The sequence below is a fragment of the Streptomyces sp. NPDC048507 genome (genome assembly GCF_043199995.1).
Lineage (GTDB): Bacteria > Actinomycetota > Actinomycetes > Streptomycetales > Streptomycetaceae > Streptomyces.
The window spans coordinates 20610-39986 of sequence record NZ_JBICWZ010000009.1 but is presented as its reverse complement, the minus strand read 5'-3'; the positions used below and the strand labels follow the sequence as shown (position 1 = coordinate 39986).

The following is a 19377-nucleotide window of genomic DNA, read 5'->3' as shown; positions in this document are numbered from 1 at the left end:
GCCAACGCAGACACGGCGCATGACTAGTGCGCATACAAGGACGGAAACGCGTCAGAAGCGACCGCCCACCACTGACCCCGGCTCACGATCCGGAGGCGGTGGCGGTATCGGACCGACCACGCCCGTGGGTTCCCGGAAAGCCCTGTCAACCGGTGTAGCGCACTAGTAAGTGCCGCTTAGCAACTCTGTTCGCTGGCAAATCCACTCGGGAATTGTCGGCGTTCAAAGTCGCTAAGCGACTTGACATCCACACAACATCATCTAGTAACGTGATGTTGAAACAACGCGGCGACGGAACATCTCGTGAACTGTGAAATCTGCTCCATGTGGAACGACATGGAGGGAAACCCGATCCTCAAGCAAGCCCGATACGTCGGGGCTTGGGGCAACGGAAAGCCTGTCCATCTCTGCCGGAGCTGCAAGGGCTCAGGTGCGGGATGGGGTAACGGAACCCCGGTTCCCGTCGACGACTACTACCAGGAGACTCGCATGCCGGCCCGAGGTGTATCTCTCGTGAAGTTGACCAAGCCTGTGGTTCCTCAGCCGACGGAATCGGCACTCGCGCTCCGCCGACTGCGGAACCAGGTCAACTACGGCCTGGTAAGGAACGATACGCAGGCCCTGCGTGCGGCCTTCGCGCTCTCGGTGGCATCCTCACTTGACATCCACACACTCGGGGGCGTTTCATGAGCGTGAGGCGGAGGATCGTCGCGGGGGTCAGTGTCGCAGCGCTAGCGCTGGGGCTGTCCGGGTCCGCAGAAGCGGCGCAGGCCGATGGTCAGGGTGACGTCAACGCGATAGTCGTAGAGGTCGTGAACGAGTCCCTGGTTGGAGCCTTCGACAAGATCGGCTACGCGGTCTGGCGATCCTGTGGAGATGGTCACGATGTGTGCTCGGCCATGCTTCGTGAGGTCAACTCGATGGGGTTGAACTATGGGGGTGCTGAGTACCCGATCGCCTTCTATGAGGACGGCTCGTGGTCCATCGGGGGCTGAAGCGTCAGGGATTGGGCTGCCCCTTCTTGCAGCCTCATGACTTTACATCCACACAGTAGACTGGAGTGAACCGACATGCTGACGCTTGAGCACATCGCGATAGAGACCGTGACGCGGGGTGGCTTCACGTGGGCTCGCGGCAAGAGCAACCCGACTTCGGGTTACGTGGTGGCGAAGCCTGAATACGGCCGACAGGTCTTCGGCTGGGATGGCTCGTCAGGCGTGATCGCTGCCTACGTGGCCGAGCACCTACTGACGGTGGCTGCCAGCGAACGTACCTGGTACGGGACTTGGGTCTCCGGGGATGTGCTCTACCTGGACCTGGTGGAGATCGTCGAGGATCGGGGCGAGGCGATCCGCCTGGGCCGAGAGCGCAACGAGTTGGCCATTTACGACGCAGGCACGGGCTCCGAGATTCCGCTGGCCTGAGACTTTACATCCACACAATAGGAGGACTCTGTGATCACACAGGAGAACGTGTCGGCGGAGCTGGTGGACAAGCTCAAGACCGTGCTCGATCTGCACTCGGCCAAGTTCCACGGTTGGGAGGACGACATCTACGTGGACGCCGAGTTCCCCGACGTGCACTCGGCTGCGACCTTCGCGGACTGTAGCGGGTTCGCCAACCACACGACCATGCGGCAGTCATGGGATGACGGCTCGGCGAAGTCCTTCATCGAGCTGGGCAAGCCAGTCGTCATCACGTTCCCGATGTGGACCTTCGCCAACTACCTGGAGATCTGACGATCTTTGATCGGACACCCGCACTCCGGGTGTCCGGTCATGGACTGCCAGTCCAATCCCAACACAACCAAACGACAAGGGATGAACCATGCCTTACGCCAGTGAAGTTGAGTGCGTCAACTCTGTGTTCCTGTGCTCGCAACCCGAGTGCGACGGGGTAATGGAGGCAGACGCCAAGGGATGGCTGAACCTGGAGCGCGGTGTGGACGGCAAGCCGGTCCTCTCGATCTTCGGATTCTCCGAGGCGGACTACGGAGTGCACTGCTCGGAGTGCGGTGCGAGCGGGGACGACGACCTGGAGCACGCGGTGGGCTCTCTCCTGGTCGGCTCGGGCGGCAAGGACTGGTTCCGTGGCTGAGTACCGGGTGTGGCTGACCGAGACGGTGACCTACGAGGTCCAGGTGGAGGCCGACGACCGCGAGGAGGCAGAAGAGCTCGCCACTGAGGAGTTGTGCGGCGCTGAACAGCTCGCCGCGTACTTCGACGACTCGACTGGGTTCGAGGTCACTAACAGCGTAAGAATCAAGAGCAAGGCGAAGGAACTCGTTGCGGCATGAGGATCAAAATCATGAACCTGTGGGAGGTCAAGGCCGAGCCTGGCACTCCGGAGTGGAGGCAGGGCTACGAGGAATCTCGGACCAACCTGAAAGCCTGGATTGAGCCCCCGCAGACCTCGTACGACCTGGTGGCCGACACCATGCGCTGGGAGTACTGGTCAGCCCACAGCGGCACTGACCGGGCGACAGTGGCGAACGCGGCGAATGCGCTGTGCCGCCTTTTCAGCAGCGCGGCCAAGGAGTTTGGGGAACGGGAGTCGATCCGGTTCATGTGCCGGGCGTATGACTGCTTCCAGTGCGAATACGAAGGGCGTCACGTCTGCATCGAGCAGTGGGAGGCCGAGCAGCGCGAGGACCGGGAGCTGGCTCATGCGGCTTAACGAGTGGACGGGCATGGTCGAGTGCTCCGGCTGTGGGATGGACCTCGCGGCCTATCCGTGCGACTACGACGCGGGGCCTGCCGACGATGTGTACTGCGGGCACTGCGAGAACGAGAACCACGTGTGTGAGCTGCCGAACGAACTGGCTCACCTGCTGCACCAGGCTAAGGGCTGGTACGTGTCTCGTGAGTGGGCTCGCGAGGGCCTGGAGGGCGACTCGTGGGACCGGAGGACCGGCGAGTTCGAAGAGAACGCGGCATCACTTCTCGAACGCATCGCGGAGTATGCCAACAAGTAGGGATTAAGGTCCCGCCGGCCGGGGGTGGAGTGTGCCCACCGCGGGGCCGTCAACGATCAGAGGAGTAGTGCGGTGGGAGCCATGAAGACGATCGCATCCTTCGCCGAGGAGTACGGGTTCGACGCCGATGACGTGAAGGACTTCGCGGCGGAGTGGATTCCGGTGGTGGACACCGACTGGCCGCTGTGGGGGGTGTTGAACTCATACCGGGTGATGGAGGAGAACGACATCCACGAGGCGGATACCGAGGCGTTCATGGATTACCTGGCCATCTGCTCGTGGGATGTTGAGGAGGCCGGGAGGCAGTTCACGGACGCCTATCACGGCAAGTGGGAATCCCTGGAGGAGTACGCCCAGCAGACGACCGAAGAGAGCGGGTTCATGCCGCTCTTGGCTGAAGCAGGTCGGTGTGTCTGGCTCACGTGGAAGGACGTACGGAGGTTCTGCCGCGAGAACGACCTGAAGGAGCCGGAGGTCGATCTGGCGACCTGGGAGTGCAACTACACCATCAGCGGAAACGGGCACGTCTTCGTATCCGTCTGACTTGGCATCCACATACAGGAAAGGTCTCGCGCCACCAGGACGGCGAACAGGCCGAGGGCCTGGCCTACGGGGGCGAGAGGGAGGGACAGAACGCGTGACAGGAGAGCCGATCTCCTACGACGGACAAGTCATCAAGGCCGGAGAGGTGTTCCACCCCTTCGAGGACTACGAGGTGACCTACCTCGGAATCAAGGACAACTGGCTGTACCTGCGTGACAGCCACGGGATCTTCGTGAAAGCAGTCAAGGAAGCATGAGCGATAGGCATGTCTGGGAGGTCGTCGTCCCAGATGAGGACGGGCAGGAATACCTCTACCAGATGGACGCACACCCGATCCTGAAGGAGCGCACGATCGCCCTTCAGATATGGGTCTGGCACTGCCAGAACGGTGGTGACGCCAACCCGACGAAGGTCCGCGCCACGCGTGTTGGGGTCGAGGGCGCGTGAACGATCCGGTTTACGTGTTCATCGCGAGCCGTAGGACGACGCCGCCGCGAACGAGGGTCCTGTGGCAGGTCGAGAGGAGCGACGCAAAGCGTCTGTGCTCCGACCGCCGCACCGCGACGAGCAACCACATGTTGTGTTGGACGGCCCGGCCGGGAGTGCCGGAGGAGGACTGGACATGGGTCGAGGACAACGGGATGTACGACCAGGTGCTGAGGGAGCTCGGCATCGAGACGAACGAGAGGACGATGGCGTGACCGAGGTTGTGATCGAGGAGGGCCAGGACGTGGACGCCGGAACCTTCCGCGAGTTCTGGGTGCACGTAGACCGCAGCGGGCTGAGGAGCACGCTCTCCGTCGAGCAGGCCGGCGCGCACGTTCACGTGAAGTGGTACGTGGACGGCACGTACTCGGGGCCGAGCATCGAGGCCGAGTTCGGCATGGATCTGACGGATGAGGAAGCGGGCCGTTTGGTGGCCGCAGTTGAGAGGGCCAGGGAGGCTGTACGTGCTCACGCTTGAACGGGTCGAGGAGCTGGTCAACTCGGGTGCGGACATCGTCCTGGACGAGCTGGACTTGGGTGACAGGGATAGGGACCTGTTGGGCCTGGCGGTCGTCTCAATGATCCATCTCCTCCGCGAGGACAAGAACGGTGCGGAGCTGGACGACGTGATCCGGTGCCACTACGACGACACCCCGCAAGAGGTCCGTGGCTGGTGGGACTGGTGACGGAGCGCATCACAGAGTTCGAACGGATCTGCGCGGAGCAGAGAGAGCACCTGGGGCAGTGCGAGGAGTGCGACAGCAGTGCGGGAGCAATGTGCTCCGTGGTGAACGGGCAGCTCGATGCCCTGGCGAATCTCATCCGGGCCTTCACGGATGAGGAGTACAAGGCGGCCTTCGGAAGGGGGCGGCGCCCGTGAAGGGCCGCCCGCCGCACCCGAGGCGTATCCGCCACGGGGTGCCGGTGAAGTTCAAGAGCTTCCGCCATGTCTTCGACGGGGTGGTCGTCGGGGCCGTGTACTCGGACAACCCCATGAAGAAGGGCCACATTACGGCCGTGGTGATCGAGCCCAAGAGGTATGGGCTGCCACGCCAGACCTACGCGGAGGTGTGCCGGGACCTGGAGGTCATTCCGCTGGAGAACGTACGGATACGGAGGGGATGAGGTGGGCGAGCCGGTGAGCCGCTGCGACAAGTGCCAGGCGGCGATCAGTTCGGAGTTCGAGCGGCACAGCTTCGACTGCGTGCCGTGGTTCTCGGAAGCAGCGGAGTACGAGGGCCTAGAGGCCGGTGACGTGCTCAACGTAGCGGTGACGGAGAAGGGGGCGTGGTTCCGGGCCGTGGTGCGCAGGACGCACCCGGCCGGCGCCCTCGTGGATGTCGAGGGCTCTGTGATCACCAACGGAGATCCCGAGTTGGTGGTTGCGGACTGGTCCCAGTACGTGACGCAGAAGAGCAGGACCGGAGAGGACGTTTGGTACCGATGAAGATCGAGAATCTGACGGTGGGCGACCGCATCAAGGTCACGGGACACGACACCCGGGGCTGGAACGTGACCCGCGAGGGGTACCTCGTCGCGGAGCCCCAGCAGGTGAAGGCGCAGTGGAACCTGAAGCGGGTGCCTGCCGTACGGCTGCACGTGGACGAGGACCCCGCCGCGGCCCCGACGCGACAGAACTTCGTGACGGTCCTTCCGGACACCGAGGTCGAGGAGCTGGACGCGTGAGCGAGTACACCGAGGGAGATCGTGTGCATCTTCGGAACATGGCCGGCGGCGTCATGTTCAACGAGAAGGGTCACCCCATCGACTTCCGCGTGGTGAAGGTCATCGAGTGGGAGAACGGCAGTCACAACTTTGTGCTGCGCACCAACGACAGGAACGCCGAGCGCATGTACGGCGGAAGTATCGGGTTCCCGGCGCGGACCCTCAAGCGAGCGGAGTAGGGCGACATGAGGAATCACACCGCGTTCGCGGCCTGGGTCGAAAAGGCGGCGGTCAAGGCCGGGTTCGACGTGGACATACCGAAGTCGGGAGCGATCAAGGATCTCGGCGCTGCCATCGGTACGGCTCACACCACTGTTTGGCGTGTGCTGGCCGGTGAGCGGGTGCCTGCCTACCGGTTCTGGCCGGCCTGGGCCGAGGCTCTGGAGGTGCCCACGGAGTCCTTCCGCCTGGAGGCCCGGAAGGCCCTGCTCGGCGAGGAGCGTTCCTGATGGGCAAGGGCGGCACCAAGAGCGAAGTGCAACACTTCCAGACGCTCGACGACGGTCGGGTGGGCTGCTGGATCTGGAACTGCGGAGCACCAGCCACCCGGTGGATGGACCTGGAGAGGTACGGGATTCGGCGCTGGCTCGCCACGGCCTACTGCGACGACCACGGGCAATGGGAGCTGGACCGTGAGGACCCCACGGCGATGACGAGGGAGCGCAAGATCCGGTGATCCTCTGCACCAAAGCCCAGGGGATACGCGACAGCTTGCGCAAGGGCTGGGCGGTCGACCAGGAGCGGTACGACAGGACGGGCGACCCCAAGTTTAAAGCGGCACTGACCATCGACAAGCGGTGGGTTGCGCGCAAGATCCACAACCACATGAACGGTTGCATCGAGTGCGGAAGGTAGCGCGGTGAATCTCGATCACGGCAAAAGGTTCGTGTACTTCGACCTCGTACTTCAGAAGGAGGCGACGGGATTCTTCATCGAGTCGGCGTTCAGCACCCTCTACGGAGAGTTGTGCGCGGTCTTCCGGCAGAGCCTTGGGCCCGAGGCCAACGACCGTACAGTCGTCCCGCACTCCTCGATCAAGTACATCCGTGAGGCTGAGCAGGAGCAGCCAAGGCCGTACGAACTCACCGACAGGCAGCTCGGTGACGTGTTCTCCGGGCTGGTCCAGTTGAGGTTGCAGGCGAACCGCCAAGGCGAATCCGACCGGGCAGCCGAACTCAACGCCCTGCACGCGGAACTGATGGCTCAATACATCGAGCGCATCGCTCCATAACCGGGTGTCGGCACCGAGGCCGGCCGGGGTGGGGGGCGGATTCCGGGTCCGCCCCACTCCGGATGATTTGACATCCACACAGTCGATACGTAATTTGAGGACTGAGAGCAGGTAATGAAAATTGAATGTATGGCTCGGTGCAGTTGTCGTGGTGACGCCGGCATGCGCGGCGGCCGGGCGGAAATTCGTTCGGAGCGGTGTGCCGGTCGAGACGACCGTGAGGGCGCTCGGCGTAACGCTGGCTTTCTCGATCCTGGCATTCGTTTCGTCGCCTCTTGTGGGGGCGGTGCTCGCGATGCTGATTCTCGGATGGGCCCTGACCAGGGGGTAACCGCTGGTAGGGCCTCGCGGGGAGAGGGTCTCACTTGACAACCACACACGGCGAAACTTACGATCACCGACATGGGTAAGAGTGTGGAGGAGAAGCGCGAGGCGCTTTTCGAGAAGCTGAAGGACAAGGGAGTGTCCTCGGAAAGGCGACGGCATCTCCGACGGGTCGCCGAAGAAGGTGCAAGCCCGGAAGCGATTAGGCGGCTGCGCACCGACATGAAGAAGGAGATGTCCGTCCAGGACATCGCCGACCTCTACGGCATCACCCGGCAAGGCGTCTACCACCACATCAAGGGGGACGCGAGCCAGCTCGATCAGGGTGACCGCTCCAATCTCAAGGAGCTCCGGCCGTTCGCAGTGCCGGCACATCAGCAGCAGTGCTCGCTGTACAACTACATCACCGCCCATATGAAGTTTGCGCTGAATCCGGACCCGTCGAGCTTCACGGCTGTCCGGTGGCGGGAGCTGCGTAACTGGTGGGCGACGCTCGACGAGAGCGAGATCATCGTTCATGACCCCGCGCAGCCCGGTAACGACTTGGCACAGTGCGGCGGGTGGCGCCTGGAGGCCCGGGTGCCGGCCGACGGCGACCTGATCGTCCGTCCGCACGAGAAGCCGACCCCGCAGCAGCGGAAGGTGTTCACCCGCAAGGTGATCGACGAAGCGCTGAAGCGGGCCGCCGAGTAATACACAGCAAGCTGAGGAAGGGCCCCCAACGGGGCCCTTCCTTCCCTCGCACACTTGACATCCACACGTTTTGGAGAGCACTTGAGCGTCACCATGGAGGAGCGGGCCGAGGCGTACAGGACGAAGCCGCGGTCCGTCTCACAGACGAAGCAGTACGAGCAGTGTCCGCATGCCTACTTCCTCACGAGAATCGCCAGGGAAGCGGAGTTGCAGGCGGCCTGGCTGGCCCAGGGGGTCGCGGTCCACTCCGCTGCCGAGGCGTGGGAGAAGAGCGGCCGGCAGATGGCGCTCGACGATGCCCAGGCCGTGTTCGGCCGGGTCTACACGCGGATGGCGAATGAGGCCCTGGAGGCCGAGCCCGACGAGGAGGGGTGGCAGGCCAGTGGCCCGTACCCGGGCTTCACTGACCTTGAGCGGCGCTGGTCACTTGGAAGGGAGCAGGTGGAGAGCTATGTGAGCTGGTACAGGGCGCATCCCGACGAAACGATCTGGAAGTCAGCCGACGGCGTGCCCGCGATCGAGCAGCGATTCGATGTCACGCTGGACGGCGTGCATGTCATCGGATTCATCGACCAGGTGATCGAGCACCCCAAGCACGGGCCTCTGGTCCGGGACATCAAGACCGGACAGATCCCCGCGATGAACGACACCTTCCAGCTCGACACGTACGGGCTGGCCCTCCAAGAGCAGTACGGACTCGAATGCGCTGCTGGCGACTACTGGTCCGGGAAGACCGGGCGCCCGAGCCGCGTGCGGCGACTGGGTTCCGCAGCTGAGGTCGTCGACCGCTTCAAGGCGATGGACGAAGGCGTCAAGGCGGGGGACTTCTCCCCCTCGCCGGCCCCCGAGATTTGCCAGCGATGCCCTGTACGCCGTTCGTGCCGGTACGACGCGTCCTAGCAGAAGCGTTCGAGCGAGACCCGTTCGTCTTCACTGAGTCGGCGAGGCCGGCCCATTGCGGAGTCGAAGGCAACCATCTGTGTGGTCGCCGTCACGAAGACGGTGTCTGCGTCGCGGATCTCGCAGGAGAGCTTGAAGCTCACCGGGCGGATCTCGACCACCGACATCACGACGGACACGGGTTCGGCGCGGTAGACCAGAGGGCGAGTGAACTTGATCGTCTGTTCCGACACGACGAAGTTACTGGTCAGGCGATCCTGGGGGTCGTCAGGTACCAGGTCGGCGAATGCGTTCATCCGCGCTTCTTCCAGGTACCGAGCGTAGATCGCGTTGTTGACGTGCCCGTTCGCGTCCATGTCGGACCAGCGGACAGGGCACTGGTAGGTGTAGGTCACGGGAGGTTCCTTGCGCAGCTTTAGATGTTGCCGGGTGGGACGAGGAAGCCGAGCGGGCTTTCCTTCTCGTGCGGCCAGGTCAACAGGACCAGGCGGAGGTTGTCGAAACGTGCAGGTACGAAGACCTGCGAGATGAGGTCGATCTCCTGCTCAAAACGAGGAATTCGCAGCCGGAAATGATGACCATCCCGATTGGCGACAACGGTCGTGTCCTCGTCCCAGTAGCTACGCACGAGTGGATCTTCGAGCGCCTTCGCGAGGATCTTCGGGAGTACGCTTCCAGGCCGCTTGCGAGCCATCTCCAGACGGATCATGCTCAGGTACACGCGTGCGTGACTGTCCCAGCTCACCATCTGCTCGCGGGACTCATGACCGATGAGGCCCCAGTGCATGAGGTTGGCGCCGTCCTCGCGCACCCAGGGGAACCACTGCCCCATCGCGCGGTTGTAGGCGACGATGTTCCAGTCGGCGTCGGAGACGTAGGCAGGCCGCGGGTGCTGCTGATCGAGCACGAGCTGAATCGCCCTGTGTTCAGGGGAGTTGTAGTCGTGCGCGGCCGTCACACCGGCCGGCGGATTGCAGCCCACCGTGTACAGGAAGAGCGTCAGGCGCTGGTCGGGTTCCAGTAGGAGCGCGTCCGCAAGGCGCTCCATGGCGTCCCGGTCCGGTCGGGGCAGGAAGCCCTTTTCCAGGTCCCGGTACCACCGGTCACTCATGCCGCACCGCACGGCGACGGTCGCCTGGGACATGGGGCGCTTCTGCCCCATCTTGACGCCGGCCGCACCTCGCCAGGCCCGCAGAAACCGCGGAAGACCTGACATCTCATCGCCCTGTTCGGAACCACCCTGCGGAACCGACGGGGCGAATGCCTCGTTCACCACTTTCTTCCCTTTCGAAAAAGCTCGCACAAACGTACGGCAGGCAAGAGATGATCGCAAAGGCGGGATCTGGTGCAGGTAAAGCAGGGTTAAAACTAGACGGCTGTGTGACTCGGAAGGTTGCTTCCGGAAGGCTCGTTCCGGAAACCGGGTTCCGCATCCCCATGGTCAATACTGGTCTAGACCTAGCCGCGGGGGGCTCAACTGCCCTGTCGTGGCCCGAGGTTTCAGCGCGTCGTGGGCGCGCCTATCAAATCGGACACATCTCGCATTGTGGATGTTCTGTCTCAAGGGATGACATGATTGCCAATTTTGTGCACTCGATCACACCAGGCATGATCGCGGCCGTCGATACCGTCGCAGCGGCGGCCATTGCCTGGGCGAAGTGCCCCAACGCGGAGGCGACCGTGACTCACGGAGCCATGGACGCCGAGCATGCTCGACTGCTCGTGACCTTGCAGGCGGACATGGACGACAGGATCGCCGAAGTGATGCAGGGTATCGCGGAGCTGAACGGGCAGCTCGCGGAGCTGCGCCAAGCCGCAGCGGCCCGGGTCGCATGAAGCCGTCGACAGCAGCAGGAGGAAAACCTTGTACACCCTGACGCAATCCCTCCGGGCCAAGGGCGACGCGGGTGATCCGCTCCCGCCGGCCTTCCGGAGCATGGACAGGGCCGGCACCCGGTTCATCCGCGGCCAGCTCTCCCTGACCGTGGCCGGCGGTGGTACTGGCAAGTCGGCCTTCACCCTCAGTCGAGTCCTCAAGGCCGAGACGCCAATCCCCACGATCTATTTCTCCGCTGACTCGTCGGCGGACATCCAGCTCGGCCGAGCCATCAGCATCCTGACCGAGGTCGACATGGCGGAGTCCATGGCGGCCGTGCGCCGCAACGACATCACGCGCTACGCGTCTGTGCTCGACGGGCATCCGATCCGCTTCGACTACGCGGCCTCGCCCACGATCGACGACATCGAGGACACGGTCTCGGCCTGGTATGAGCTGTACGGGGAGGACGCCCACATGGTGGTCCTCGACAACATCACCAACATCAGGGGCGGCACCTCGGCGAACGACGAGGACCCCTTCGGTGGGCTGGAAAGCCTGATGGACTGGGCCAACAGCATGGCCCGGGAGACGGGCGCCCACGTCGCCGGCCTGCACCACACCACAGGCCCTCACAACGACGGCCAGAGCCCGATTCCGATGTCCGGGGTCAAAGGGCAGATCACGCGGGTTCCCGCACTCGTGCTGACCCTGCATAAGCCTGAAGACGGCGTGCTCGCCGTGAGCACCGTGAAGAACCGCGCCGGCCGGTCGGACGCCAGCGGCCAGACGTTCGTCCGTCTTGGTTTCGACGGCAACGCGATGCAGATCACCGACGACACGTTCTCGACCATCGCGTACTGAGGGAGGGGCATGACCGACTGCAAGAAGGGATTCAAGAGGTGCGAGAAGTGTCAGCTGTGCCGGGCCGCGAGGTTCTACACCGGTGCCCGGGGCCGCATCTGCACCACCTGCCAGCGCAAGGCGCGCTCCAGGTCCTCGCACGCCTCACGCGTGCAGGCCACGTACGGTTTGCAGCCCGGAGAGTACGACGAGCTGTTTCGCCTCCAGGGCGGCGTCTGCGCCATCTGCCGACAGTCACGCACCGCGCGTCTCGACGTCGACCACTGCCACAGGACAGGTGTCGTCCGCGGCCTGTGCTGCGCCAGGTGCAACCGACAGCTCCTCGCGAAGGGGCTGCGCGATGATCCAGAGATCGCCCGCAACGCGGCCGAGTACCTGGAAGATCCCCCTGCTGTCCGCCTGATCGGGCAGCGATTTTTTCGCCCGTCGACTTGACATCCACACGAACAGGAAGGCAGCATGACGATGAAGGCAACACCGCGAGCCAGCTTCATGGTTGGCGTCTCCTCCACCCTCTCCGACGAGAAGGCCGACGAGATCGCGAAGGTCATCAAGGCCCTGGTGAAGGGCATGACCGATTCCCCGGTGAAGATCACCTTCTCCCGCCACTTCGCGTACGAGGACGGCGAGCCCCAGGGCCCGTTCTCGACGCTTTCCTACTGACCAGTGCTTGACATCCACACGCCAGGAGCGACATGAACGACGACGTGCAGGGGCCCTCCCGTACAGGTAAGAGCCAGCGAATCGACCGCATCTCGCCCGGCACCCTTGACCCGACGTGGACCCTGATGAGCCAGTCCCACCGGAAGTTTCCGGTCACGGTTAGTTATTTTGGTAGTTTGCGTGAGCCGCTTCAGCGCCCCGCGCGATGACATCGAGCCCGGCCCCATCCGTGAAGTGCTGCGCATCTACTACCCGCACTGGGACCCGCCCGAGTACCGGCCAGGCTGGGTGAAATGCCTCTGCCCCTCGCACGACGAGGACACCCCGTCCGCGAGCGTCAACTACGACCTGGGCTGCGCGAACTGCCAGGCGTGCGACTTCAGGGGAACCGCCTACTCGATCATCATGAGAGAAGAAGGATGTACGTTCAGTGAGGCTCAGCGACGAGCGGAAGAAGCTGCTCTGGGGAGCGGCGAAGACCTTCCGCGAGGAATTCGAAGGGTCGCCGGCCGAAGAGTATTTGGTGGGACACCGCTGTCTGGACCAGGAGACGGCCGAACGTTTCAGTCTCGGGTACGTCGGCGATTCGGCGCCTAGCGGCTTCGAGCAGTATCGGGGAACCATAGCCGTCCCCTACCTGCGGCGGGGAGCGCTCGGGGACTGGAGCGTGGTCGCACTGCGCTTCCGCTGCGTCCGTCCCGAATGTGTCCGCGACGCGACCGGCGCCTTCCTCGACGAGGAGACGCACACCGGCCACGGCAAGATGCAATCGATGGCCGGGGACACTCACCGCATCTACAACACGCTCGCCCTCCAGCAGGAGTCCGACGAGATAGCCGTATGCGAGGGGGAACCGGACACCTGGACGGCCGCGATGTGCGGGCTTCCCGCGGTCGGCATCCAGGGCGTCAAGGGATGGAAGAGCCACTTCGACAAGCTCTTCGTCGGCTACCGGCGTGTCTGGGTCCTCGCGGACGGCGACGAGGCCGGCCGGGAGTTCGCCGAGACTGTCGCCCGCCGGCTCCCCTCCGGCCTGGTGGTGCCCTTCGGCCCCGGCCTGGACGTGAACAAGACCTACAAGAACCACGGCCGCGAGGCCGTACTGAACAAGGTGGGCAAGGGATGAAGGACGACAACGGCACGCCGCTCACACGGTCGCAGGAGATCATGAAACTCGCCTTCCAGGACCAGGAAGAGCACATCGCGAAGCGTCGAGAGCGATGGGCTCCCGCATGGCAGAGCGCTCTCGAAGCGGCCCAGGACTTGACATCCACATACGCCGATGACGGGGTGAGCCGCCCGGCCCACTACACCAGCCACCCGAGCGGCATCGAGGCCATCGAGATCACCCGCCACCACGACTTCCTGACCGGCAACGTCCTGAAGTACGTGCTCAGGGCCCCGTACAAGGGCTCCGAGGTGCAGGACCTGAAGAAGGCCGCCCAGTACCTGACGTGGGCCATCACCAAGGCCGAGAGCAAGGAGAGCAAGTGAAGCGGATCGTCGTCATCTCCGACACCCAGATGCCCTACGAAGACACCCGGGCACTGCGCAACGTCATCAGGTTCATCGGGGAGTACGCCCCGGACGCGGTGATCCAGATCGGGGACCTGATGGACTTCCCCGAGCCGAGCCGCTGGAACTCGGGCACCAAAACCGAGTTCCAGACCAACGTCCTGCGGGACGCCGAGTACGCCAAGGCGAAGTTCCTCACCCCGCTGCGTGAGGTCTACGACGGACCCCTAGGAGTGCTCGAAGGGAACCACGACCTACGGCCGCGGACCTACCTCGCGAGGAACGCGCCGGCCCTCGCAGACGCCAAGTACTTCGACCTGGACCAGCTCCTCGACTTCGAGGAGTACCGCGTCGAGCTGCTGCCCGCCTACTACCCGATCGCTCCCGGCTGGGTCGCGGTCCACGGACACGAAAGCAAGGGCATGAGCCAAATTCCGGGACGCACAGCCGCCAGCAAGGCGATCAAGGCAGGCAGGTCACTGGTCATGGGGCACACGCACAAGCTCGCCATCTGCCCCAACTCGACGGGCTTCGCGGGCAAGTTCAAGGTCACCTACGGCTTCGAAGTCGGACACCTCATGGACGCGCGGAAGGCCGGATACCTCCAGGGGGGTCCGGCGAACTGGCAGCGCGGCTTCGGGCTTCTCTACGCAGGCCAGTGCAACGCCACACCGCACGCCATCCCGGTCGAAGACGACGGGAGTTTCGTGGTCGAGGGCCAGCGGTACGGCGCACTGCCCCGCAACGACAGGGGCCACTTCGTCAAGGCCGTCTAGCCGGCCCCGCACGTCCGCGATTTTACATCCACACAAGAAGGGCCCTTCATGACGCACGTCGAGATCACCGCCGACGAGTGGGACAAGCTCTACATCGCCGCCACCAAGGCCGGCGGGATCGTCGCCAAGAAGTATCCCGGCACAGTCGAGGCCGACGACCTGGCCCAAGGCGTGATGGAGCGCTTCATCGACTGCGAGAACGCCGCCCGCAAGCTCCTGGACTCCGGAGACATCGGTGGGGACCGCACCATCTTTAAGGCCCTGCTGATCATGGCCAACCAGGTGGCGAGCGCGGAGATCAACCGTCACCGCCAGTTCCACGGAAACTTCTCCTACACCACCGACCACGTCCGCAAGCTGCTCGCCTCCGGCCTGCTCATCAAGGCCGACGAGGGCAACCTGTTCGCGGCCCAGATCAACTCCCTCGTCACAGGCCGGAGGTCGAAGAAAGACTTCGTCACCCGCGTCAACGTGGACGACAAGATCGACTTGGAGCGCGGTTTCACCCAGCTCACCCGGGGCCAGCGCGACGTCATCGTGCGCCGGTACGTGGACGGCGCCACCCTCAACAACGTCGAGCGCCGCGACCTGACCCGCGCGGTGGAGGCCCTGACCATCCGCATGAACGGCAGTGCAGCGCTGCACAAGTCCGCCCACGACGGACCCGGCTCCCGTCGGGCCCTGACCAACGCCTCCGCCCGTGTGATCACCGGCACCGGCTATGACGGCTGACGGCTGGCTCACCCCCTGGGGCGACCTCAAAGACCCTGACGACTACGAGTACCGGCAAGACACCCAGAAGGAAGAGGACCCGCATGAAGTTCACGCAGACCGGCCACGACGTCTACCGGCGCACCTACGCCCGCCCGCTCCCGGACGGCGCCCTTGAAGACTGGTCCCAGACCGTCGAACGCGTCGTACGCGGCAACACCGAGCTGGTCGACGAACGCTTCATCGAACCCGGCGAAGCCGAGACCCTGACCCAGATGCTCACCGAGCTGGAGATCATTCCGGCTGGCCGGCACCTGTGGGCGAGCGGCGTCCCGGGCCGCCAGTTCCTCTACAACTGCCACGTTGCTCCCTGGGCGCGCGGACTGGCCGACCACGCCGAGTTCACCTTCATGAGGCTGATGGAAGGCGGAGGGGTAGGCGCCCGATACGGTCGCGACGCGCAGCCCGCCGAGCCCGTGGAGAACGAGCTGGAGATCCACCTCGTGTGCGGAGAGGACCACCAGGACCACGCCGCCATGAAGGAGGCCGGCTACCTCTCCGACGAGTACAGCCACGAGTGGCCCGGCGCCTACCGGGTGGCCGACTCCCGGGAGGGATGGGCTGAGGCCCTGGTCGACCTCATCGAGACCTTCCTCCGCCAGGGCGTGAAGAACCGCAAGCGGGTCTACGACCTCTCAGGCGTACGTCCCGCCGGCGCCCCGCTGCGCACCTTCGGCGGTATCGCCAGTGGCCCCGTGCCCCTGTCCAAGCTCCTCATCGAGGTGGCGCGGGTCATGAACGTGGCCGCAGGCTTCAAGCGTCCCATATCGGGCCTGGAGGCCATGGAGATCGATCACCTGATCGCGGAGTGTGTGGTGTCCGGCGGCAACCGGCGCAGCGCCCGGATGAGCATGATGCACTGGACCGATCCCGAGATCCACCAGTTCATCAACGTCAAGAAGAGCGGCGGCATGTGGACGACGAACCTCTCGGTCGTCACCGACGCCGCGTTCATCGAGGGCGTGGCAGCAGACCGCGAACCGGATTCCGAAGCTCTCTCGGTCTTCGATGCCGTGGTGGACGCCATGTACATCAACGGGGAACCCGGCTTCTGGAACGAGGAGCTGTCCAACCGGGACGAACCCAACACGACGGTCGCCACCAATCCGTGCGGAGAGCAGCCACTTCCGGAAATGGGTAGCTGCACGCTCGGCCACATCAATCTCGCCGCCTTCGCCAACCCGGAGGACGAGGACCGCCTCTTCGAGGCCCACAGGCTGATGACGCGCTACCTGATCCGCGCGACGTACGGGGACATCACCTACCCGAAGCAGAAGGAGGTGATGGAACGAGACCGCCGCATCGGGCTTGGGCACCTCGGAGTCCAGTGGTTCGCCAACCTCAACGGACTGCGGTTCTCCGAGATCCCCGACAGCTGGATGGGCCCGCTGCTGCGGGAGCTGTACGGGCACGTGGAGACCACGGCTCAGCGATACGCCCGCGAGCTGCGCATCCCGGTTCCGGTGAAGTTGACCACCATCGCGCCCACGGGCTCGGTGTCGAAGCTCAGCGGCGTCTCGGAGGGGCTGCACCCGATCTACGCGAAGTGGTTCAACCGGCGTATCAGGTTCTCCGCCATCGACCCCAAGCAGATGGAACAGCTCCGCAGGTACGAGGAGCAGGGCTACCAGGTCGAGGACTGCATGTACGCCCCGTACACCAAGGTCGTCACCATCCCCACGGAGGACACCCTCCTCCAGGAGATCACCCGGACCTTCGGGCCGGCGGGGGTGCGGGCGGAGGGGATCGTCGAGTGCGCCGACGACCTGTCCGTGGAACAGATGCTGGCCGTCCAGGCTTTCTACCAGGAGGTCTTCGTGGACTCCGCGATCAGCTTCACGGTCAACTTCGATCCGCTCAAGGTGAGCCGCGACGATCTCCGTGCGGCCCTGCTCAAGTACCTGCCCGAGATCAAGGGGACCACCGTGCTTCCGGAGGGAAGCTATGCCCAGGCGCCCTATGAGCGCATCAGCCGGGAGGAGTACGAGCGGGCCGCGGCCAAGGAGTCCGGAGACGCCGTCGACCTCGACTGCGCCACGGGCGCCTGCCCGATCAAGTGAGCTGCCTCGCGGTACTCGACTTGACATCCACACACTCGTCATGGGATCTTAAGGGTGAGGGAGCGAGGACTTTGCCGCCCCTCCTTTTCTTTCCCCGCTGACTTTACATCCACACAGGAAAGAAGCTGATGAGTCCCGAATCCGACCCCATCGTGATGGTCATGATCAAGCGTGGCGGTGGCGAATGGGTGGAGATGACCGGAGCCGAGCTCATCGACCAGTTCACCACCCGTCGCGACGACTTGGAGCACGCTGCATGACCTTCGACCCCTTCGCCACCAACCAGGCCGCCACCGAGCAGGCCCCGGCCCCGGCGCATGCCGTCAACAACACGATGCCGGCCGCCGTCGCGTCCGCCCCGAACCCCTTCAAGATCGGCTTCACGCTCAAGGCCGCGGACCAGATGAGCGGCGAATGGCTGACCCCAGCCGTCTACGGCCAGACCGCCCAGGAGACCGCCGAGCGGGGCCGTGACCTGATCCACGCTATGCAGGAAGTCGGCCTCATCGACCTCACCGCCAAGGCGGCCTCCTACGTCCGCTCCCAGCACATCGCCCCCGAGAAGCCGAAGGGCAAGCCGAGCTTCCAGGGCGGCAAGGTCCAGCACCAGGCCCAGGAAGGCGAGTTCACCTGTGAACACGGCAAGCGGAACTTCAAGGACGGCGGGAGCTGGGCCGCGCAGTTCTGCGGCGCCCCGCAGGGCGTCCCGAAGAGCGAGCAGTGCCCCCCGCTGTGGCGCCAGAAGGACGGCACCTTCAAGGCCAAGTAGCCGACACGACAGACCCACTGAGCAACCGGGGGCCCGGCACCCGTCCGGGCCCCACCTCCGGAAGGCATGAATGACCGAGATCGAGTTCCGATCCGACATGGGCGTCCAGCTGATCGACGCCATGGGCGGGGACCACTCCATAGTGCGCGCCGCCCGCGTCTCCTCCGGCACCGAGGCCGGCGACCCCGAACGGGACAAGGGACTGATCAACTTCCTCGCCAGGGACCGTCATGGCAGTCCCTTCGAGGCCGTGGTGTTCCAGTTCAAGATCGACGTACCTCTCTTCGTCGCCAGGGAATGGTTCCGCCACCGCATCGGCAGCTTCAACGAGGTCTCCGGCCGCTACCAGGTACTCGACCCCGTCTTCTACGTCCCCAGCACCGAACGCCCGCTCAAGCAGATCGGCACCCCCGGTGCGTACACCTTCGAGGCCGGGACCCAGCAGCAGGCCGACACCACCGTGATGTGCCACAAGAACATGGCCATGGCCGGGTGGAACTTCTACCAACACCTTCTGAGCGAGGGCGTCGCCCGGGAGACCGCCCGCAACGTTCTGCCGGTGAGCCTGTACACGTCCTTCTACTGGACCGTGAACGGCCGTGCGCTGCTCAACTTCCTCTCGCTGCGCTGGAACCATCCCAACTCCACGGTTCCGACCTTCCCTCTGTACGAGATCGAGCAGGCCGCGAAGAAGGTCGAGGAGCAGGCCCAGGCCGTCGCGCCCGAGGCGTTCGCCGCCTTCGACAAGCACGGCCGTGTCGCCCCCTGACCCCCACACCGCGCAACACCACTCACTGGGAGACCTGATGGCCACCTTCACCGACCTCCCGCAGTTCATCGTCTACTCCGCCCGCTGGGGCTGGAACCACGGCTCGGAGTTCCGGTTCGCCAAGGACCACAAGCAGGTGCGCAACGTGCTGCGGGGCCTGTTCAACCGCTACGGCCCGGATCTCGATGTCGCCGTGTTCATGGTCGGGGAGACCTTCGACCGTACCAGCTCGTTCGTACTCCCCAAGGAGAGCAAATGATCAAGTTCTACTACCTGCCCAACTGCGACCCCTGTGAGGCGACCAAGCCGCGCGCCATCGAGGCCGCGGAGCTGACGCACCACGACATCCTCTTCATCAACGCCCAGACCCGGGCCCCAGAAGACCTCGCCTCCGAGGGCGTCACCGTGGCGCCAACGATCTCCAACGGCATCCGCACCATCAAGGGCGAACAGACCGTGGAACGACTCGTCCGCTTCTTCCAGGAGGCCAGCTGATGC

Annotated in this window: 38 protein-coding genes and 1 pseudogene; 37 read left to right on the top strand and 2 right to left on the bottom strand. The window is 64.4% G+C overall.

Annotated elements, in window-relative coordinates; all coding sequences use genetic code 11:
- Positions 1-1070 precede the first annotated feature (1070 nt).
- The 22 genes from ACGFXC_RS24230 to ACGFXC_RS24125 all read left to right on the top strand — a co-directional run bounded on the left by ACGFXC_RS24230 (position 1071) and on the right by ACGFXC_RS24125 (position 8876).
- The gene (locus tag ACGFXC_RS24230) at positions 1071-1424 is read left to right on the top strand and encodes a hypothetical protein (protein WP_393716015.1); all 354 of its coding nucleotides are present in this window, start codon (positions 1071-1073) and stop codon (positions 1422-1424) included.
- Positions 1425-1454: 30 nt separating this feature from the next.
- Entirely contained in the window at positions 1455-1739 is a 285-nt protein-coding gene (locus ACGFXC_RS24225) for a hypothetical protein (RefSeq protein ID WP_393716013.1), read from the top strand.
- A 160-nt stretch (positions 1740-1899) separates the two neighbouring features.
- On the top strand, positions 1900-2097 hold the full coding sequence (locus ACGFXC_RS24220; RefSeq protein ID WP_393716011.1) for a hypothetical protein: 198 nt from the start codon (positions 1900-1902) through the stop codon (positions 2095-2097).
- A complete protein-coding gene (locus ACGFXC_RS24215) occupies positions 2090-2296 on the top strand; it encodes a hypothetical protein (RefSeq protein ID WP_393716009.1) in 207 nt (68 codons plus the stop codon). Before ACGFXC_RS24220 ends, ACGFXC_RS24215 begins: the two co-directional genes overlap by 8 nt.
- Positions 2293-2676: a hypothetical protein gene (locus ACGFXC_RS24210; protein ID WP_393716007.1), complete on the top strand. Its 384-nt coding sequence runs from the start codon at positions 2293-2295 to the stop codon at positions 2674-2676. The genes ACGFXC_RS24215 and ACGFXC_RS24210 overlap by 4 nt, the downstream gene beginning before the upstream one ends.
- Positions 2666-2974: a hypothetical protein gene (locus ACGFXC_RS24205; protein WP_393716005.1), complete on the top strand. Its 309-nt coding sequence runs from the start codon at positions 2666-2668 to the stop codon at positions 2972-2974. The genes ACGFXC_RS24210 and ACGFXC_RS24205 overlap by 11 nt, the downstream gene beginning before the upstream one ends.
- Before the next feature lie 81 nt (positions 2975-3055).
- Positions 3056-3517 carry a hypothetical protein gene (locus ACGFXC_RS24200; RefSeq protein ID WP_393716003.1) on the top strand — a complete coding sequence of 154 codons (462 nt, stop codon included), beginning with the start codon at positions 3056-3058 and terminating at the stop codon, positions 3515-3517.
- A 94-nt stretch (positions 3518-3611) separates the two neighbouring features.
- Entirely contained in the window at positions 3612-3773 is a 162-nt protein-coding gene (locus ACGFXC_RS24195; RefSeq protein ID WP_393716001.1) for a hypothetical protein, read from the top strand.
- The gene (locus ACGFXC_RS24190) at positions 3770-3964 is read left to right on the top strand and encodes a hypothetical protein (RefSeq protein WP_393715999.1); all 195 of its coding nucleotides are present in this window, start codon (positions 3770-3772) and stop codon (positions 3962-3964) included. Before ACGFXC_RS24195 ends, ACGFXC_RS24190 begins: the two co-directional genes overlap by 4 nt.
- 128 nt (positions 3965-4092) lie before the next feature.
- On the top strand, positions 4093-4218 hold the full coding sequence (locus ACGFXC_RS24185) for a hypothetical protein (RefSeq protein ID WP_393715997.1): 126 nt from the start codon (positions 4093-4095) through the stop codon (positions 4216-4218).
- Positions 4215-4481: a hypothetical protein gene (locus tag ACGFXC_RS24180; RefSeq protein ID WP_393715995.1), complete on the top strand. Its 267-nt coding sequence runs from the start codon at positions 4215-4217 to the stop codon at positions 4479-4481. The genes ACGFXC_RS24185 and ACGFXC_RS24180 overlap by 4 nt, the downstream gene beginning before the upstream one ends.
- The gene (locus ACGFXC_RS24175; RefSeq protein ID WP_393715993.1) at positions 4468-4689 is read left to right on the top strand and encodes a hypothetical protein; all 222 of its coding nucleotides are present in this window, start codon (positions 4468-4470) and stop codon (positions 4687-4689) included. The genes ACGFXC_RS24180 and ACGFXC_RS24175 overlap by 14 nt, the downstream gene beginning before the upstream one ends.
- Positions 4690-4927: 238 nt before the next feature.
- Positions 4928-5128, top strand: coding sequence for a hypothetical protein (locus ACGFXC_RS24170; RefSeq protein ID WP_393715991.1), 201 nt, complete (start codon positions 4928-4930; stop codon positions 5126-5128).
- A 1-nt stretch (position 5129) separates the two neighbouring features.
- Positions 5130-5450, top strand: coding sequence for a hypothetical protein (locus tag ACGFXC_RS24165; RefSeq protein WP_393715990.1), 321 nt, complete (start codon positions 5130-5132; stop codon positions 5448-5450).
- Complete coding sequence (locus tag ACGFXC_RS24160) at positions 5447-5689, top strand: hypothetical protein (RefSeq protein WP_393715988.1); 243 nt, start codon at positions 5447-5449, stop codon at positions 5687-5689. Before ACGFXC_RS24165 ends, ACGFXC_RS24160 begins: the two co-directional genes overlap by 4 nt.
- Positions 5690-5712: 23 nt before the next feature.
- The gene (locus tag ACGFXC_RS24155; protein ID WP_393715986.1) at positions 5713-5907 is read left to right on the top strand and encodes a hypothetical protein; all 195 of its coding nucleotides are present in this window, start codon (positions 5713-5715) and stop codon (positions 5905-5907) included.
- Between the two features lie 6 nt (positions 5908-5913).
- Entirely contained in the window at positions 5914-6177 is a 264-nt protein-coding gene (locus ACGFXC_RS24150; RefSeq protein WP_393715984.1) for a hypothetical protein, read from the top strand.
- 26 nt (positions 6178-6203) lie between these two features.
- Positions 6204-6404, top strand: a complete 201-nt coding sequence (locus ACGFXC_RS24145) for a hypothetical protein (RefSeq protein WP_393715982.1) — start codon at positions 6204-6206, stop codon at positions 6402-6404.
- Positions 6401-6583 (top strand): hypothetical protein, encoded by a 183-nt coding sequence (locus tag ACGFXC_RS24140; protein WP_393715980.1) that lies wholly within the window; start codon positions 6401-6403, stop codon positions 6581-6583. Before ACGFXC_RS24145 ends, ACGFXC_RS24140 begins: the two co-directional genes overlap by 4 nt.
- A 4-nt stretch (positions 6584-6587) precedes the next feature.
- On the top strand, positions 6588-6959 hold the full coding sequence (locus ACGFXC_RS24135) for a hypothetical protein (protein WP_393715978.1): 372 nt from the start codon (positions 6588-6590) through the stop codon (positions 6957-6959).
- Between the two features lie 402 nt (positions 6960-7361).
- Positions 7362-7976, top strand: coding sequence for a hypothetical protein (locus tag ACGFXC_RS24130; protein WP_393715977.1), 615 nt, complete (start codon positions 7362-7364; stop codon positions 7974-7976).
- 81 nt (positions 7977-8057) lie between these two features.
- Complete coding sequence (locus ACGFXC_RS24125) at positions 8058-8876, top strand: RecB family exonuclease (RefSeq protein ID WP_393715975.1); 819 nt, start codon at positions 8058-8060, stop codon at positions 8874-8876.
- On the opposite strand, the gene ACGFXC_RS24120 is transcribed toward ACGFXC_RS24125, so the two are convergent.
- Both ACGFXC_RS24120 and ACGFXC_RS24115 read right to left on the bottom strand, forming a co-directional pair.
- The gene (locus ACGFXC_RS24120) at positions 8873-9271 is read right to left on the bottom strand and encodes an acyl-CoA thioesterase (RefSeq protein WP_393715973.1); all 399 of its coding nucleotides are present in this window, start codon (positions 9269-9271) and stop codon (positions 8873-8875) included. The two genes, ACGFXC_RS24125 and ACGFXC_RS24120, sit on opposite strands and share 4 nt — an antisense overlap.
- A 20-nt stretch (positions 9272-9291) precedes the next feature.
- The gene (locus ACGFXC_RS24115; RefSeq protein WP_393715971.1) at positions 9292-10149 is read right to left on the bottom strand and encodes a helix-turn-helix transcriptional regulator; all 858 of its coding nucleotides are present in this window, start codon (positions 10147-10149) and stop codon (positions 9292-9294) included.
- A 299-nt stretch (positions 10150-10448) separates the two neighbouring features.
- Here ACGFXC_RS24115 and ACGFXC_RS24110 point away from each other — a divergent pair, with 299 nt between their 5' ends.
- The 15 genes and pseudogenes from ACGFXC_RS24110 to ACGFXC_RS24040 all read left to right on the top strand — a co-directional run bounded on the left by ACGFXC_RS24110 (position 10449) and on the right by ACGFXC_RS24040 (position 19374).
- Positions 10449-10712, top strand: coding sequence for a hypothetical protein (locus ACGFXC_RS24110; RefSeq protein WP_393715969.1), 264 nt, complete (start codon positions 10449-10451; stop codon positions 10710-10712).
- A 28-nt stretch (positions 10713-10740) separates the two neighbouring features.
- The gene (locus ACGFXC_RS24105) at positions 10741-11556 is read left to right on the top strand and encodes an AAA family ATPase (protein ID WP_393715967.1); all 816 of its coding nucleotides are present in this window, start codon (positions 10741-10743) and stop codon (positions 11554-11556) included.
- A gap of 9 nt (positions 11557-11565) precedes the next feature.
- Positions 11566-11991, top strand: a complete 426-nt coding sequence (locus ACGFXC_RS24100) for an endonuclease VII domain-containing protein (protein ID WP_393715965.1) — start codon at positions 11566-11568, stop codon at positions 11989-11991.
- A gap of 24 nt (positions 11992-12015) precedes the next feature.
- Positions 12016-12219, top strand: coding sequence for a hypothetical protein (locus ACGFXC_RS24095; RefSeq protein ID WP_393715963.1), 204 nt, complete (start codon positions 12016-12018; stop codon positions 12217-12219).
- A gap of 180 nt (positions 12220-12399) precedes the next feature.
- A pseudogene (locus ACGFXC_RS24090) lies at positions 12400-12606 on the top strand (hypothetical protein); the annotation flags it as partial.
- Positions 12607-12649: 43 nt separating this feature from the next.
- Positions 12650-13345 carry a topoisomerase gene (locus ACGFXC_RS24085; protein WP_393716397.1) on the top strand — a complete coding sequence of 232 codons (696 nt, stop codon included), beginning with the start codon at positions 12650-12652 and terminating at the stop codon, positions 13343-13345.
- The gene (locus ACGFXC_RS24080; RefSeq protein WP_393715961.1) at positions 13342-13713 is read left to right on the top strand and encodes a DUF3310 domain-containing protein; all 372 of its coding nucleotides are present in this window, start codon (positions 13342-13344) and stop codon (positions 13711-13713) included. The genes ACGFXC_RS24085 and ACGFXC_RS24080 overlap by 4 nt, the downstream gene beginning before the upstream one ends.
- Positions 13710-14510, top strand: a complete 801-nt coding sequence (locus ACGFXC_RS24075) for a metallophosphoesterase (RefSeq protein ID WP_393715959.1) — start codon at positions 13710-13712, stop codon at positions 14508-14510. The genes ACGFXC_RS24080 and ACGFXC_RS24075 overlap by 4 nt, the downstream gene beginning before the upstream one ends.
- Before the next feature lie 48 nt (positions 14511-14558).
- On the top strand, positions 14559-15242 hold the full coding sequence (locus ACGFXC_RS24070) for a hypothetical protein (RefSeq protein ID WP_393715958.1): 684 nt from the start codon (positions 14559-14561) through the stop codon (positions 15240-15242).
- 83 nt (positions 15243-15325) lie between these two features.
- Entirely contained in the window at positions 15326-17341 is a 2016-nt protein-coding gene (gene nrdJ / locus ACGFXC_RS24065) for a ribonucleoside-triphosphate reductase, adenosylcobalamin-dependent (protein ID WP_393715956.1), read from the top strand.
- Between the two features lie 128 nt (positions 17342-17469).
- Entirely contained in the window at positions 17470-17601 is a 132-nt protein-coding gene (locus ACGFXC_RS24060) for a hypothetical protein (RefSeq protein ID WP_393715954.1), read from the top strand.
- On the top strand, positions 17598-18110 hold the full coding sequence (locus ACGFXC_RS24055) for a hypothetical protein (RefSeq protein WP_393715953.1): 513 nt from the start codon (positions 17598-17600) through the stop codon (positions 18108-18110). Before ACGFXC_RS24060 ends, ACGFXC_RS24055 begins: the two co-directional genes overlap by 4 nt.
- A 70-nt stretch (positions 18111-18180) precedes the next feature.
- A complete protein-coding gene (gene thyX / locus ACGFXC_RS24050) occupies positions 18181-18879 on the top strand; it encodes an FAD-dependent thymidylate synthase (RefSeq protein ID WP_393715952.1) in 699 nt (232 codons plus the stop codon).
- 37 nt (positions 18880-18916) lie between these two features.
- Positions 18917-19138: a hypothetical protein gene (locus tag ACGFXC_RS24045; protein WP_393715950.1), complete on the top strand. Its 222-nt coding sequence runs from the start codon at positions 18917-18919 to the stop codon at positions 19136-19138.
- On the top strand, positions 19135-19374 hold the full coding sequence (locus ACGFXC_RS24040; protein WP_393715948.1) for a hypothetical protein: 240 nt from the start codon (positions 19135-19137) through the stop codon (positions 19372-19374). Before ACGFXC_RS24045 ends, ACGFXC_RS24040 begins: the two co-directional genes overlap by 4 nt.
- Positions 19375-19377 lie beyond the last annotated feature (3 nt).